Consider the following 15,130-nt stretch of genomic DNA (forward strand, 5'->3'; position numbering starts at 1 on the left):
AAAACTGGAAATTCATCATGAAAAAAAACATCTTTATCAAAGCTGCCAAAGTCACCACAGCAGCCCTGATCACTGGTCTGTTCGCGGCCCCTGTACATGCAGGTGAGGCTGAACTGCTGCAAAAAATAGAAAAACTCGCCGCCGAGCTCGAAGCTATCAAGTCTGAGCTGGCCGCAACGCGCAAGAAGACAGAAGTAGTAGAGCAAAAGCAGGAAGTGATGATCAGCAATGCGGCCAAGGCTCAATCACCTGGCGCGATTGCGCCGCTGGCATCCGCCGCATCTATACCAGGCACAGACAGCGTCAGAGTATTGCCACAGACGGCACAAACCGTCATCAGCAGCTATGGTGAAATCAATTACACCCGCCCACGTGAGGCCAGCAACCAGGCGCAGACGGATGTGGGTCGCGCGGTCATTGGCATTACTCACCGCTTCAATGAAAAAACCAAGATGGTGGCTGAATTCGAGTGGGAACACGCGATTGCCTCTAAGGGTGATAACGGTGAAGCCGCAGTCGAGCAACTGTATGTAGAACATGAAATCAAACCTGGCCTGTCTGGCAAGGCGGGTCTGTTCCTGATCCCTGCGGGCTTTTTGAATACCAGCCATGAGCCAACGGCTTACTATGGCGTGCACCGTAATTTTGTAGAAACCGCGATCATCCCTTCCACCTGGCGTGAAGTGGGCCTGGGTTTGTCCGGCTCGCATGACAATGGTCTGAGCTGGGATCTGGGTCTGACCACAGGCTTTAACCTCACCAAGTGGGATGCCAGCTCTGGCGATGGTCGCGAATCACCTCTGGGTGCAATTCACCAAGAAGGCCAGTTTGCCAAATCGCGTGACCTGAGTGTGCATGGTGCAGTCAACTGGCGCGGCGTGCCTGGCTTGCTGCTCGGTGGCTCGGTATTCACAGGCAAGATAGGTCATGCAACAACAGACTTTGCTGCCAACGATGCCAGACTCACTCTGTGGGATTTGCATGCCCGCTATAACCCCGGCAAGCTGGACCTGACAGCACTGTATGCACGCGGCACCATCAGCAATACGGGTGATCTGAACCTGACCTTTGTTGGCCAGCCTAATCCCGTACCATCTGCGTTTGCTGGCTGGTATCTGCAGGGTGCTTACCAGTTGTGGAAGAATGAAGACTACAGCCTGACACCTTTCCTGCGTTATGAGCAGTTTAATACCGCCAAGTCGTATGCCTTTGTGCCGCTGGGCCTGGGTGTGGCAGCCAGCCCGGATGAAAAAGTGACGACCTTCGGTGCCAGCTTCAAGATAGGCGAAGGTGTGGTATTGAAAGCTGATTACCAGAAGTTCAAACAAGACAGCAGCCGTGACCGCTTTAACCTTGGCGCTGGTTATTCGTTCTAAGATGTACTCTGCAATGTGCATTATCATGTGCTCATTGATGAACTCTTGAAGATATATTGATGAACCGGCTTGTTCCCTTATCCCTGCTTGCTGTCGCCGATGTAGCTGGTATCAGCGGCAGTGCCTTTGCCACGCAATACCTGACGGTGGAGCAGGCGCAGGCGGCGATCTTTCCCGAGGCCAGCAGCTTCAAGCCTGTGCCGCTGCAACTCGATGCGGCACAGATGAAGCAGGTAGAAAAACTCTCTGGCCTGCCAGCCCGCTCAGTGAGCTGGCGTGCTGTTGCTGCTTACAAGGACGACAAGCTGCTCGGCCATGTCGTCTTTGACGATGTCATCGGCAAGTTTGAGCTGATCTCGTATGCAGTCGGCTTGCAGACAGACGCCAGCGTGCGTCAGGTAGAGATACTGGCTTACCGCGAAAGCCATGGCTTTGAGATACGCAATGCCAACTGGCGCAAGCAGTTTGTCGGCAAGACTGCGGCCAGCGGCCTGGCAATAGGCGAGGGTATTGCCAACATCAGTGGTGCGACATTGTCTTGCGTGCATGTCACCGATGGCGTGCGGCGCATCGCCGCGATTGCCCAGGTCGCTCTCAAAAAATGAAACGCCGCGCCCAGCCAGCCCTGGGGACTTTTGTGGAGATAAGTATCGGTGACGCGGTAGATGATATGCAGTTACAGGCCGCCTTTCAGGAAGGCTTTGCTGCCATTCATGCCATTCACAATCTCATGAGCTTTCATGCGCCTGACAGTGACATCAGCCGCTATAACCGCGCTACTGTTGGCAGCCTGCTCGACATTCACCCGCACACTGCCGCCGTATTGGCTGCTGCCAGGGATGTGCATCTGCACTCTGATGGCCTGTTTGATGTGCGCGTCGCCAGGCAACTGGTGGCCTGGGATTATCTGCCGGCACCTGCCAAACTCATTGCTGGTGAAGTAAACAAACCAGGTGAGATGTATAGCTTGCCGACTGCCACGCAAGTCCGCAAGCATGCAGACGACTGGCTGGATCTTGGCGGCATTGCCAAGGGCTATGCGGTTGATTGCGCTATCGCAGCCCTGCAGTCATGTGGAGTACAGCATGCCTGCGTCAATGCTGGCGGTGATTTGCGTGTGCTCGGACAGAGCCAGACTGTGTTGATACGCGATCCAAAGCAGCCGCAAAACATGATAGGGCAAGTGCTATTGGCAGAACGTGCACTGGCAACATCAGCCAGCTATTTCTCTTGTAAGGACATGGCAGGTAAAAAGCGTAGTGCGCTGCTGCACCCATCAACGGAGCAAGCGATCGTTGACCAGCACAGCTATACTGTCATTGCTCTTGCTTGTCTTTGGGCTGACGCCCTGACCAAGGTAGTTGCTGTCAGTGGCAATGTGCAACATCCATGCTTGCGTCGGTATGATGCTGAAGCTTTTATCATTTGACCCTGTCTCATATCCTGATCGCCCCTTCTTGTTTATCAATTATGCACACTCATAAACATAGCCTGCATCATCGCCCTCTAGCACTTGCTACGGCTCAACAATTTAAATTGGAAGCTTGGCACAAATATATGTTGTATGGTTTGGTCGCGACCTTGTTTATCAGTGGCGTAACCTGGTTGCTGGCTCGTTATTTCCTACGGACGATGGGAGAGTTTGGCGAGAATATAAACCCGCTGGAACACTGGTCCATGCAAGCTCATGGTGGGCTTATTATTCCACTGAGTTTTCTAGTAGGGGGGTTGCTATTCCAGCACATACGTCGTGCTCATCGTGCACAACGCAACCGGAATACTGGCTGGAGCATGATACTGATTTTGCTGTGGCTGGCGTTGACTGGTTATGCTCTTTATTACTTTTCCAGCGAAGATTTACGTCCTTATTGGTCAACTGCACACTGGACAATTGGTTTAACGCTACCTTTGATGTTGGGCTTTCATATCATCAGCGGCCGCAAGCTGAGTCAGGTTGGAAATCAATAAAATTTAGTACGGAAAACATCACCGACGTCTCCCCGTATTCAGTAGCAACCGGCTTTAGAGTCCGCGTTCACTCGGTTGGGTATTTTCGACAATTGAAAGTCCAAACGCGCAATAGCCTTTTGGTACATAAAAATAGGAAGCATTGAAATAATAAAAGGGGAATTTTATTCCCCTTTTATCGTCCATCTGACTGCTCTGACTGCTCTGACTGCTCTGACTGCTCTGACTGATCAGCAAAGCATCATTTCATTCTGGTGGCATCATCAAATTTTCGAAGCATCATTATTGCGTTTATTGACATCTTCTTTACGCTCTTTGCGGTCTTGTTTCAGTTCTTTTTTATCTTTGTTCAGGTCATGCTTTTCATGATTGATTTCGCGTTGTTCATGCTCACGTTTTTTCTCTAATTTCTCCGCGCCAGCAACGTTGCCATTTTTTACATCACGATCTTCTGCACGTTGATCAGTATTCCGTTCTTTACGGTCTTGAGCGATTTCTTTTTTGTCGTGATTGATATCGCGTTTATCTTTACCGATTTCACGACTCTCATGGCGAATTGCTTTGTTATCTTGTTTCACCTGATCTGTTGGTGAAGTACCAGGTGTTTGTGCAAAAGCAGAAATAGAGAAGGCAGTTGCCAATACGGCGAGGATGATTTTAGATTTCATGGTGATGGCTCCTGAAAGTGATTACTGGGCTTAAGCATCGTTAGCGTATTTGCTGAATTGCGATGTCTTGAGCAATTAACGGGTTTAAGTCACAGTGGATGACAACATTATCGACCTAGTTGTAACGATATGTATTCCAGCAATAAAATATCTTCCTGTTTATAGTTCAGCATGCAAGCGAACTGCGTAAATTGAGAACGGGCCGCGGTCGCGGTTATAGGTCGGATTCGTCACATGCTGAAAATCGAAAGAGAGTTTCAGATTTTTAGCCAGCGTTGCCGAGTAATAGGTTTCGATAATTTTTTCTCTACCGTAGTTCAGTTGGCCGTCTCCGATCAAAATACCAATGCCGCCAGTAGAGAAATACGCTTTGGCATTGGGCGATAAGGAGTTAACCGTACCGGCAATGCCAACTTTATCGTTCGGTCTTGGGCACGAAGTATCTATGTGCTCCAGTGCCTTTCATCGTTCCCCTCTGGTAAGGAAACGAGTTTGGCTAGCACTTCAATTAGCTCTTTTGTTTTTGGCCCATATTTCTATCGAAAACTGTTAGGCCACATTTGACCGATATTGACCGATCGGAACTTTAACCCATCTAATGCTCGTGTCAGATTAAGTCCGGGCTAGTGCAAATTAGGAAAGATTCTCTAAGTGTTTCTTCTTGTAATACCTATTTGTGCATTCTCCGAATTCATACTTGACTGCCTTGACGTCATACACCCCGCAATTGATCAGCTCCGCTGCGGTCAAATCGAACAACACGAAATTGTGACCTTCTCCTAATCCGCTTTTGAAACATACGCCATCAAAACCATGATGGCGGAAAAACTCGACGAGAATTTGGGTCGGAATGTAATCCGAGCTAGTGTCTCCGCGTGAAATTGGGCGACTGAATGCTTGATTTATTTGCCACCAAATGGCATTGCGAATCCCTTCCTGCGTGGTTGGTGGGGAAAAGATTAGTTCAATATCGCCAAACTCCTGCTCAACTGAATAGCAGTCAACTAAATGTAAGTTTCGTTGAACTTTAAACTGAGCAACCGAAAGCATTTGTCCAAGCTGCGGCCGCATTTCGGCCATACACGTATCTAAATGGTTAGAAAGGTAGAGATAGGCGATACCATGAGGATTAGCGCGGCCCTCGCCGCAGAATTCGTGGTTCGGTTTCATACGCTGCTCGCTAAATCCGGTGATGATAACGTCGCCTTCTACATGATCTTTATCATAGCCAATCTGGGCTCGATAAAGCTCGGCACCTTTGGATAGGGAACATGTACGTCCAGGGAGCGTCGCCGTTAATGCAGCGAGAAATTCCACGATAGGCGCAGTGTGAACATATCGTCGCTCGAAGCGCACGTGCCGTTGAAAAGTATTGAAATCATTGTGGCTCTTAAATTCCAAGTTCTTCCTCCTTCAGGTAGTTTGCTGATAACCCATGGTGTAGCAAAGCCCTCTCACTCTGCCGGCGCATTTACGCTAGACAATCAATAGGAGGAACGGTGGTTGTTGGCCAGATTCAGTCGGTGTCCCAAAGGATAGCATTTGCCAATCTGAAAAATATGCGGAATATCACTTGCTCGGAAATTTTCAGATGAGAAATGAGAGAACTGATTCGCATACGCAATTAATTTGGTGTTTTTCTTGAGTATGGTGAAATTTACCAGTCACATCGGAGGCCATGCAAAAAAGAAGGTGAAGCCATTTTCCCGAAGTGCGATGGCGCAGGCAACAGTTCATACTTATGGAATCGGTGTTAGCCTCGCCTGTGCAGGCTTTGCGACCATCGCGACCTTCTATCACTTAAGGCCAAGCTGTCTGACGAAAATGAAGGGATTAGCAATAGTGAAGACGTAGGAGTCAGGGGAAGTTCTTAAAACATTTCTTTTTGTAGATGCTTTCTTCGACAGACTGGAAAGTGTTGGTCAAGCCATTGTTTATCATAGCGCAATAACCAACGGAACGAGTGTGACGCGGCCCTCGCGAATATGCTGCGCTTCGCGATTTTGTTCGAGGTCAAAAAATTAATGCAAGCTGCTCGGTGCAAATGTTGTTGCGATCGGAAATTTGAGTTTTCATCAAAAATTTCCTTTGAACGAACTTTTGCCGGAGCTGTATGGAATGACTGATCCATGACGTGTTGCCATTTGCATTGCTGATGAAACGATACCCAAGAGCCAAAAAGCCAGTCAATTAACAGCAAGCGATGGGCAACGCTTCGCCATTTTCCGGCACTTCGCAGATTACGTCCTAGGATGTCGATGCTTTTCTCAGAAAGAGCATTCGAGAATTCTGGATGTGGCCGTAAGAAGTGATATTTATTCATTAACTCAGTTGAGAAGTCCTTTAGTCTAAGTGATCCATTTTGTGTAAATAGCCCACGCTCTTTTATTGCTCGCAAAATGGCCGAATGCGATATTTCGGGTAATGTCGACGAAGAACTCAACGATGATTGCCGTTGATGCAGAATGGCTATTCCTAATTGTGTGAGTCTCCACAATATATCCTCATTTCCAGAAGTGGTGGCGGTGCAATATTGTTCACTTGAAGCAACTTCGTCATCGGGAAACATAAAACGGTTGTGACGGGTGTAAGGATGTACCAACGACCTGCTTAATACGGTGCCATGTATTTGACAAAAAAATGAGGTCGGCAATTGATGTGATCTCCGCCAATACGCTATTGAAAAAATACTTAGGTCTGATGTCATGCAGTCCTTGCAAAATTTCCACGTTTGGATATTGCCATTTGAAAGCGTCGATAATCCGTATCCGGCAATTTCTATTGGTCTGACTGAACTGCCGGCATGCCACGGATGCCCACCAATCTCTTCGAAAAATTTCACTAGCGTCATCGTTGCGAGAATTGACAATGGATCACCAAAACAACCGTTCGTCATATCACAAAAATGAATCAAGTTTACCGGATAGTCTGAGACTCTTGTGTTCTTTGAATGGCCAAACATACTCCGACAAGCATCGCGATCATCTTTGGCTGCATTTGCCAACCTAATTCTCGCTGCAAGACTATATAGTGTTTCATCCTCTCGAAGAATCGGGAGCGCGTTGAGTCGCATGAAATTTCTGTTTAGAGGCGAAAAAATACTCTCATATTTGCGAAGACGTGGCTGGGGCGCTGGCTGGTCTGCCAATTGAGCCTCGACGTGAAGTTCTTAGTTGGTAGGCTCTACCAGCTTTGTAAAATGTACGCTCAGGACATGGGCCTGCCCAGTCATTTTTAATTCCACGAATATTGAGTATCGTATTGATAATGGACATTGACGTCCCGCTACTGCGGGGTATATCTGCAAAGTATTTGAGGACTTCTCTCGCTTTATGTACTTCGAGTCCACTGAGCTTAATAATAACGTGATCCGAGGTTTCTGGATCAGGAAGAGATAAAACCGTCCATAGAAGTCGCCGTGCATAAAAGTGCCAAGTTGACTCCATGCATTCCAGCGAAGCTGCAATTGTAAGTGGAAACCGATCTTTATTCGGCCACGTAGTGCAATTTCTGGTTTGTCCATTTAGTTTTGGTTGTTTTATTAACCTACTTTTTGACACACGAATTGGCCTTTTGTTTTCCTCATATAGATTTTTGCATGTAGACCTAATGGCTGCTGCCCATTGTACGTCCTGTACTTCGTCTTTTTTCTTCCTGAGCATTGCTTCTTTTGAATCTCGTTCTCTTTTTTCTCCTTCATCTTTAAGGCGAGTATCGATAACTTCGCAGGCTGTTGGTAATATTTTTACTAGTCGCTTCATTGCCCCAAAGTTATATTTCCAAAGTGCTTGCGCATTACAACCATAGCGCATTGCTGTTTTCACCAAATCGTGGATCAAATCGTCCTCGACTTGCTCGAGTGATTGTGGGGTTTTAAGCGTTTCGCTCAATGGGGGTGTGATAACGCTGGAGCGTGCCTTATCAAGAAATAGGGATGCATCACGAAATAGGAAATATGCAAGCAACAGATGGCGATACAAAGGGGATTCAGCTGCGGCCGAAGTGCCGACCACATGAAACCAGCCGCTAGTTTTACCAGAACTATACGCGGCGTCAATTTTTGATAGTAGTTCTATTCCGAAATAATCCTCAAGTTGTGCAAACAAAGAACCGCGATTGAGTTTATCTACACCCCTTCCGAAACCTAGTTCGATGGCTCTCCTTTTATACAAATTGGCAAGTTGTTCTGTGCTTAAAAGAATCGGCTCTGTTGTTAATAGTGTCTTTGTAAAATTCGCGAAACCAACCTCCACTTCCTTCACAGGCTCTTCAATTAATTTTGGGTGGTCTCCAATGACATAACCACATGTGCAACCCAGCCATGCCGAAAGGATCAATTCGTTACGGCGCGCAAAGGGGCAGCTACAAGCAGGACAACGATCAAGAAGCTTACACTGGTGTTTCCAGCAAATGGTTACACCTGGTATCTGGTGCGAACGATGAATGTATGCACAACCATATTCTTGTTCGTCCTGTACAAGGCATTGTGGGCACATATGTGTGACTGAGGAGCTTCCCTTTATTCGTCGTGGCAGCTCTATCGCATGTATATCAACGTTTGAAGCGGGATTTGTCAATGAGACCTGAGTGCCGGAAAAGTGCTGGCATAGCGGTAATAACGTATTTTCATTTTGTATTGTTTGAAGATTGTGTTTTGCTGAACCAGGTAATTTAGAGGCTAGTTTGTCAAGATGTGGCTGCACAAGTGTGGTGAGGCTAAAAGGGGGAGCATTGAATAATTGTTGGTATGTAATCTTGGCGGTTGGTTGCCCTCGCAATATGTGGTACCGACTTATTCTTGATTCAATTGTTTCGTCTGGCATGCCGGCCGGAAAGAACGGCAGAAATTGATTTGCAGGAGAAGTCATTTCGACGAACATGTTAGGCTCCTTTAGGTTGGAAATCGTTGTTGCCGCGACTTTCACTTGACCTTAGCTGCTCTAAACTACTAATGAGGTATTCTTGAAGACCATCCCGCCTGATGTCACTTGATTCAAGCGTACTCTTTATTTTTTCCCTGCTAGTTTCCTGATTTTCTTTTCTTGTCCTATTTCGCTTTACAGTCTCAGTCGCTTGCTGTGCCACTGATTTTCGTGCTTTAACCGTTGGTGTTGATTCTTTTTCCTGTACTGACACACTAACGCCGCCACTTTTTGTTAGTGATGATTGTTTATCTTGGTCTTGAGACGGAAATAAACCCCATCGCATTGCATAAAACTCCCAAGGAATATCTTCAAATTGTTGAAGAATAATGGGATTTTTGTCTCTGAAGCCCGCAATGAGATCCCTATCTCTTTGGCTGAAGTCAGGTCCATAGAATGCTTCTTGCATGTGCTCTTCCGTAACAAATGATTCACCCATGTCAAGAGCGAGTCGTTGTGAGCTGGCGCGTATTCGCGCACCGTAATCTCTTATACCTCCACAATATTTAAAGAGTAATGATCCATTAGTATCCGATATTGGTGATGGCTCCGGCATCACGTTGTAGCGCCACAATGCTGGAGCAATGCAGTCAGTAAAATCATAGTCGGTTTCTTCTAATGGATGCATTTCTATACTGCCAGCTGATCCAACACGGCGCATATCTTGGGAAAATGTGTCGAGACTATTCATTCCTAAGGGATTTCCCATTAGTACGATAGGTACGCCGAAATTGAGCAGGCGGAGGAAAAAAGTTGCGGCTAAGCCGCCACGTGTGCCACCAGAGAAATTTCTCTTTTGTATTTCGTCGATGACTAGTACACCTACCCCATGATTAATCAGAATGATACCGACATGCACGGCAAGTTTTTCATTACTCAGGTTTGTCAAACTGCGCTCCGACGAATAGCTTGTACCGATCGCAAGATCAAGTGCGGTCAGAATCTGTAACAGCAGCCCACCGATAGATCCATCGTGACTCATCGCTACGTGGAGCCAAGTTGCCTGCGTCAGGTGATTCCAATCTGCCGCATACGATTTTCCGTGCTCTATTTTTTGCGGTAATTGTTTCAATGCTCGCAAGATTTCGTAAGACTTACCCAACCCTGTGACTCCACTAATTCGCATTCCTTTTGCTGAACATGGCAACCAAGGAAGGTCGCGTAAATCTTTTCCTGCGCAGCGAGCGATAGTCATCGCTCTTGCTCTCGATTGAACCAAGGTCGGGTCTCGGCCAATGTAGCCGCGACGTATCATTCTGTAGAGCCGGGTTGCAGTATCTAAAGAAGTAAGAGTGGGTTCAAACATCTGCTCTTGTAGGCGATCAAGGAGGTCATGACGGCTTTGAAGATCAAGATTTCTCATATCGAGTTTAGCGAGTGGCCAGCTTTGAAGTTTTTCTTCTAAATTGTTGGTACTCAGATGTTCGTCGAGTCGATCAAGAAATGGATTTCCAGATGGGCATTGGCTTGGTTTGTTCACGGTATTGTCCATCAGAATTTCCTTTCAGTATTGAATTTTGTTAGGCGATTTTTCATCAATTCGACAATACGATTTGTGTTGCCAGGGGCCAAAAATTGAGTTGAGATTGACTTTGGAAATTTGGCAGACTGTTGGGTTGAATTTTCAGATCCATCATTACAATCATTGATCCTGCGAATTTCGCTGTCGATGTCAGCACGCTTTTCCGCTTTACGGGCGATGCGCACGCTTGCTATTTTGGAGTCTGATGCCTTGTGCCCAATTCGAGTACTTTGCGCTACCTTCTTCCTCGTTTTTGCATCCGCTTCTGTTTCTTGCCGAAATGCTTGCTGGTCAATCTCCGCCTGATCCCGCGATGATGTGCTTTCTACATTAAGTACTTTCTGTAAGTTGTTTGTTGCGCATAGGTCATGGATACTACCCTCGGCAATTAGTATTGCGTCGTCCTTGACATTTGGTATGACGTGCAAGCCATTCATATCGAGGAGAATGATGTGTGAAAGGTCGTCTGGGTCTGCTCGAACGGAAATATGTTTTTTTCCTTTCGAAATTGCATCTCGTACTATTCCTGAATACGCAACATACTCACTGTTGAATCTTGCTCCATGTAATAGCTCCACTGTATTCCCTGTATCGGGACGATGCAGTACTAAGCCGTTGCGTTGCACGCTTGCAGTAAATGTCGGAAGTAAGTGCGCTTTGAGATAAGTCGGATCGACTGGTTTTCCAGATATGTACCCATTGGCTTTGGCCCATCTGTAAATTCCGATTCTTGTCCGAGGTAGAGATATGCCGCTGATTGCAAACTCTCGCCGCATTTCAGTTGGTATCATATGAAGGGGGAGTTCCTGCTTTGTGTTTGCCCAGTGAATCCAGAGTAATAGCAACCGAATGTATTCGTAACGTGAAAGAATAGCCTTGGTGATGGCTAGTGGCTCACCACGTTTTGCTTTTCGACCATGGGTTGTTCCCGTAAGTTGATGGTCAAAGCCACGGTGGCGCGAATGATGCCCACTTTCAGACGGACTGTTTCTATCTGCCCGACCACTTGCGATGAATTCGATACGAGAGGTGAGTCCATCAACAATAGACTCTATACCATTGCAACTGCGCAGTTCTCCATTATCGGAAAGGTATTTGGAAAAGAAGAGTGAGGGAAAATCTTCCGCAGGTAAATCTAAATTGTATCTTGCCAGTGTGGATGTTTTGTCGGTTGCTGCGCGTAGAATCGCCAACTTTGCATCATCTGTTCTTAAGTTGTCTAAGCCAATTTGCCAACCAAAATATAGTCCCAGCCATGCGTCTCGCACGAACAGTCCTCGCCCTATGCCAATAGGCTGCAATGGATCCAGACAAGAAACACAATTCACATCGATTGGTGATGCATCAAGCGAACCGACCTGAGCGATAGCGTAAATGCCGTCACACGCGGTGCCAGTGAGAGGCCGATAATTGCGAGCCCATTCACCTTCACCCATGAGGCGTCGTGCTGCAGCGGTTGCATCTTTAGCGAGCGGCCCATGGTGTCGGAATTCCTTTATTGTTGGACGAAGGTGTGCTTCCAGCAAGTCTGGAGTTAAATGGCCGCACTTATAAGTATATCCTTTACTGTAGAAAGTACTGCTCATGGACAAAAATGCTTGCTTGATAGAAGTTCCCGGTTTGACGAACATCAGGTATCCGTCTTCCAAATTTTGAGTATCTTTTTCGCTTAATATGAGGCCAGCTAAATCCGTGTTACCAGCTTTGGCCGCCGCGTTTTTTCTACCGAGTTTGATGCCGTTTTTTGCTAGCCGGCGCTTTCCAGGAGCCCCGCTTTTACTTATGGTATTGGGCAGGAGTGCATTGAGAATGCAACCAAAAGCATAGAATCGGTGCAATGCGTCAAACACCTGACCGGGACTTACCCCTGCTTCGCGAGCACGATTCCTAACTAATCCATCAAGATAAGTAAGATCGGGGAGACGGGGGCCACCTGAACTAAAGTCGGTGGGTAGAAGCGGTTTGATAAGTTCAAACTTGAAATCTCGCTTGATTTCGAGAGGAGATTTTAATCGGTCTTCATGAGACAAGGATGGATCATTTTTTGGGGGAGATAGTTTGCGCAGATCGGAATCGCTGAGTCGCCAATGATTCGGTATCTCGACGGTCGTTTTCTGAATTTTTTTTGCTAAAAGTAGGAGGTTAATTTGACTTAATGGGAATGACTCAAACCCTAGTGCATAATAGTTAGCTTGTTGTGCTGAGGAAGTTTGCCTCGGTCCAGTTGGAATTGGGATCATCACAACTCGATCTTGCTTTGGTATAAGATTCAAAACGCGATAAGGCCCTTGGAGTGGTGAGTCTGGCTCAATGCCAATCAGTATCTCGCCGGGATCAATTGGTCCTTTTTCCTGAGAATATGACAATTCATTCATTACCAGGTCTCCCCAAATAGCCTTAAACGAAGTTTGTTGCGCAGTTCAACCCCTCCGCCACGTAAAGGGTGAGAAGTTAAAATTCGGGAAGAAGGGTCAATGTCGATCAACTGCTTCCATGCACAGTGCCTAAACAGCAACCAACCATTATCTATATTGATAAAAGTTGCATTTGCTGCGCATTCGATGGCTTCGCTCAGTGTTAAATCAGAGTGTGAACTGATTACACTGGCGAATTGAGACGCCAGCGGTAGTAATTCAGGTGCAAAGTGTAGAGTGGAACAGTCCAGCCACCACTCTAGTTGTCCTGCAATGGGCATGGGAATAAGCGCTGAACTTGATATGAAATATTGGGCCCCCAGTTCAGCCGCGTATCTTCGTTCAAGTTCAAGTCTCTCAAGTGTTCGCCATTTGATCTGGGAACTGGGCTCACTAATTGGTTTGGATGAAAATATCGACAGCCCTATGCCATTATTCCTTGGGATCGTCGCTACAAGATCTAGACTGGCAACATACGGCTGACTGGAGCCAATTTCATGGCCATGTTCAATATTTGCTTCCTTCGCGATAGCGATTAGTCCTCTTGACCACTTTAAGTTTGCCGTAAGAGCGCCCGGAGCCCCATTCAATGGATTTGGGTGTGCAACCGGCCAAATTGGAAATTGCTCACGTAAATCTAGAACTCCTAGCCATAGAAGTAAAAGTGCTGTGTGGTACTCCCCGCGTGAAAAATAATGAGCTGTCCGCTGCAGCGGCGGCATGAACGATACAACTTGATTTGAAGTGGGAGATGGATTTTTTCGTCGTAGTGTCAACCAAGGTTTGTATTCGGTACCGTGGCCTATCCCATGCCCGAGTCGTATATGCGCATACAATTTTTTGTATGTCATTCCTTTCATGCGTCTTCGCTTCGGGTAAGGTTCTGTTGGCAGTGATTCTCCTAAATGTGACCAGTCAGATGAGTGCACATCAATTTGTTCCTGAATATTCACTTGCAGCCCCCCCCGTTATTCAATGACTACGTTGTTCGCATATAGATTTTCCGTATGCAACTAAAATAGATCAAAAAATATAAGTAAATATATCTTTAAAACTGCATAATTTAATGCAAGTAAAAATGTATTTACTTAATATTCGAAGGTAAGGGGTATCGCCTGGAGAAATTCAGGAACTCCTGACCTTTTTTTGGTGGAGCAACCCAGTTAGATTATTCCACTTCATATTTCGGTTTCTTTATTCTTCTTACGTTCGGTTTTTCGTCTTGGAAGCAATGACACTGGCAACCTCTTTTGGGTCATCGACTCGGGAAGTTTTAGAGCCATTTGAATGAGTTCAACTTGAGTGGGATGGAGTGTATCTAGTTGACGTCTCAATTCGTTAAACATCTTGTAATGAGCCTCTGGTGCCTCGCTCTGTAAAACGATTTTCCGTTGGGACATTTCTATAGAGTCATACAGGCGCTTCTCCCATTGCGCATCAAGATCTAATTGTGTAATTAACCTGACAAGAAAGTCTGAGGGCGGCGGACCTTTCGTGCCGACTTCTATTGCGGAAATATAACTTTGTTCGCACCCAAGTTTTTCTGCGAATTCTGCTTGGCGCAAGCCGCTAAAAATGCGCAATTCGCGAAACACTATAGAAAATGGACTCATATATTAAAAAATAGTAGTTATAACTTCTGATATTAGAAATATTATGGACGTGTTTCTTCCTTTGTCAACCATGATTTTTTGCTTTTTTCATAAATGGCACCTCTTTGTTCCACTTTAAAAAGGACTGCTTATAAATTTCCTCGCAAGTTGAAGGGTTTTCTTTATTTTTCTCTAAAGGTCGGCTGTTATATGTCTGCAGTCTGTTCCGAAATTTATATGTTTGATCTACTTATTTTTGCATCCTGTCGCATAGCGATTGTAATAATCGAAGTTGCTCGGCAAAGTAGCTGAAGATCAATTGCAAATGTAAGTACTGCAACTATTTCAAAGTCAGCTGAATATGCGTAATAGATGTAATAGCCTCTATTGTGGTTGCTTAATTCAACGAGCATTGCGAATTAGGTTCAATAGTGGGCTAGCGACTGTTCAAGACTTTATTGTTTGACTATTACTTGATATTTAAGACTTTATTGTTCCGTTCAAGATTCTATTCGGACGTAACACAGGAATCGCTGCTTGACGCTACCTGGACGGCGGATTACATTACTGACTCATGGGTAAGTTATTTATACTTACAAAGGCAGTGTGCATCAATCAATGGTTGTTATGTTTGTATATGACCTGACGGTGCGTACTGTGTTGAGATT

The 15,130-nt window shown here is 46.0% G+C and carries 12 protein-coding genes and 1 pseudogene; 4 read left to right on the forward strand and 9 right to left on the reverse strand.

Annotated elements, in window-relative coordinates; genetic code table 11:
- Nucleotides 1-17 precede the first annotated feature (17 nt).
- From H8K38_RS10850 to H8K38_RS10865, 4 genes are all read left to right on the forward strand, one after another.
- Nucleotides 18-1,376 carry a hypothetical protein gene (locus tag H8K38_RS10850; protein ID WP_255422923.1) on the forward strand — a complete coding sequence of 453 codons (1,359 nt, stop codon included), beginning with the start codon at nucleotides 18-20 and terminating at the stop codon, nucleotides 1,374-1,376.
- A gap of 59 nt (nucleotides 1,377-1,435) precedes the next feature.
- Entirely contained in the window at nucleotides 1,436-1,981 is a 546-nt protein-coding gene (locus H8K38_RS10855) for an FMN-binding protein (RefSeq protein ID WP_186884844.1), read from the forward strand.
- The gene (locus H8K38_RS10860; RefSeq protein ID WP_186884845.1) at nucleotides 1,978-2,805 is read left to right on the forward strand and encodes an FAD:protein FMN transferase; all 828 of its coding nucleotides are present in this window, start codon (nucleotides 1,978-1,980) and stop codon (nucleotides 2,803-2,805) included. Before H8K38_RS10855 ends, H8K38_RS10860 begins: the two co-directional genes overlap by 4 nt.
- Before the next feature lie 128 nt (nucleotides 2,806-2,933).
- Nucleotides 2,934-3,344 (forward strand): DUF4405 domain-containing protein, encoded by a 411-nt coding sequence (locus tag H8K38_RS10865; RefSeq protein WP_186896447.1) that lies wholly within the window; start codon nucleotides 2,934-2,936, stop codon nucleotides 3,342-3,344.
- A 263-nt stretch (nucleotides 3,345-3,607) separates the two neighbouring features.
- Here the strand turns inward: H8K38_RS10865 and H8K38_RS10870 are convergent, their stop codons facing one another.
- The 9 genes and pseudogenes from H8K38_RS10870 to H8K38_RS10910 form a co-directional block, all read right to left on the reverse strand.
- A complete protein-coding gene (locus tag H8K38_RS10870) occupies nucleotides 3,608-4,012 on the reverse strand; it encodes a hypothetical protein (RefSeq protein WP_186884847.1) in 405 nt (134 codons plus the stop codon).
- A gap of 159 nt (nucleotides 4,013-4,171) precedes the next feature.
- A pseudogene (locus H8K38_RS10875) lies at nucleotides 4,172-4,384 on the reverse strand (carbohydrate porin); the annotation flags it as partial.
- A gap of 261 nt (nucleotides 4,385-4,645) precedes the next feature.
- Nucleotides 4,646-5,413 (reverse strand): RES family NAD+ phosphorylase, encoded by a 768-nt coding sequence (locus tag H8K38_RS10880; protein ID WP_186884848.1) that lies wholly within the window; start codon nucleotides 5,411-5,413, stop codon nucleotides 4,646-4,648.
- A 469-nt stretch (nucleotides 5,414-5,882) separates the two neighbouring features.
- On the reverse strand, nucleotides 5,883-7,085 hold the full coding sequence (locus H8K38_RS10885) for a TniQ family protein (RefSeq protein ID WP_186884849.1): 1,203 nt from the start codon (nucleotides 7,083-7,085) through the stop codon (nucleotides 5,883-5,885).
- A gap of 31 nt (nucleotides 7,086-7,116) precedes the next feature.
- Nucleotides 7,117-8,892: a TnsD family Tn7-like transposition protein gene (locus H8K38_RS10890; protein WP_186884850.1), complete on the reverse strand. Its 1,776-nt coding sequence runs from the start codon at nucleotides 8,890-8,892 to the stop codon at nucleotides 7,117-7,119.
- 1 nt (nucleotide 8,893) lies between these two features.
- Entirely contained in the window at nucleotides 8,894-10,426 is a 1,533-nt protein-coding gene (locus tag H8K38_RS10895) for an ATP-binding protein (RefSeq protein ID WP_186884851.1), read from the reverse strand.
- The gene (locus tag H8K38_RS10900; protein WP_186884852.1) at nucleotides 10,426-12,831 is read right to left on the reverse strand and encodes a hypothetical protein; all 2,406 of its coding nucleotides are present in this window, start codon (nucleotides 12,829-12,831) and stop codon (nucleotides 10,426-10,428) included. Before H8K38_RS10900 ends, H8K38_RS10895 begins: the two co-directional genes overlap by 1 nt.
- On the reverse strand, nucleotides 12,831-13,730 hold the full coding sequence (locus H8K38_RS10905) for a TnsA endonuclease N-terminal domain-containing protein (protein ID WP_186884853.1): 900 nt from the start codon (nucleotides 13,728-13,730) through the stop codon (nucleotides 12,831-12,833). The genes H8K38_RS10900 and H8K38_RS10905 overlap by 1 nt, the downstream gene beginning before the upstream one ends.
- A gap of 318 nt (nucleotides 13,731-14,048) precedes the next feature.
- Nucleotides 14,049-14,483 (reverse strand): helix-turn-helix domain-containing protein, encoded by a 435-nt coding sequence (locus H8K38_RS10910; RefSeq protein WP_186884854.1) that lies wholly within the window; start codon nucleotides 14,481-14,483, stop codon nucleotides 14,049-14,051.
- Between the last annotated feature and the right edge of the window lie 647 nt (nucleotides 14,484-15,130).

The sequence above is a fragment of the Undibacterium sp. FT79W genome (assembly GCF_014284215.1).
Lineage (GTDB): Bacteria > Pseudomonadota > Gammaproteobacteria > Burkholderiales > Burkholderiaceae_D > Undibacterium > Undibacterium aquatile.

Coding starts and splice junctions, on each gene's coding strand:
- H8K38_RS10890 (WP_186884850.1), bottom strand. CDS start 8,892: ATGTTCGTCGAAATGACTTCTCCTGCAAATCAATTTCTGCCGTTCTTT.
- H8K38_RS10910 (WP_186884854.1), bottom strand. CDS start 14,483: ATGAGTCCATTTTCTATAGTGTTTCGCGAATTGCGCATTTTTAGCGGC.
- H8K38_RS10900 (WP_186884852.1), bottom strand. CDS start 12,831: ATGAATGAATTGTCATATTCTCAGGAAAAAGGACCAATTGATCCCGGC.
- H8K38_RS10895 (WP_186884851.1), bottom strand. CDS start 10,426: ATGGACAATACCGTGAACAAACCAAGCCAATGCCCATCTGGAAATCCA.
- H8K38_RS10885 (WP_186884849.1), bottom strand. CDS start 7,085: ATGCGACTCAACGCGCTCCCGATTCTTCGAGAGGATGAAACACTATAT.
- H8K38_RS10860 (WP_186884845.1), top strand. CDS start 1,978: ATGAAACGCCGCGCCCAGCCAGCCCTGGGGACTTTTGTGGAGATAAGT.
- H8K38_RS10855 (WP_186884844.1), top strand. CDS start 1,436: ATGAACCGGCTTGTTCCCTTATCCCTGCTTGCTGTCGCCGATGTAGCT.
- H8K38_RS10850 (WP_255422923.1), top strand. CDS start 18: ATGAAAAAAAACATCTTTATCAAAGCTGCCAAAGTCACCACAGCAGCC.
- H8K38_RS10905 (WP_186884853.1), bottom strand. CDS start 13,730: ATGAAAGGAATGACATACAAAAAATTGTATGCGCATATACGACTCGGG.
- H8K38_RS10865 (WP_186896447.1), top strand. CDS start 2,934: ATGTTGTATGGTTTGGTCGCGACCTTGTTTATCAGTGGCGTAACCTGG.
- H8K38_RS10870 (WP_186884847.1), bottom strand. CDS start 4,012: ATGAAATCTAAAATCATCCTCGCCGTATTGGCAACTGCCTTCTCTATT.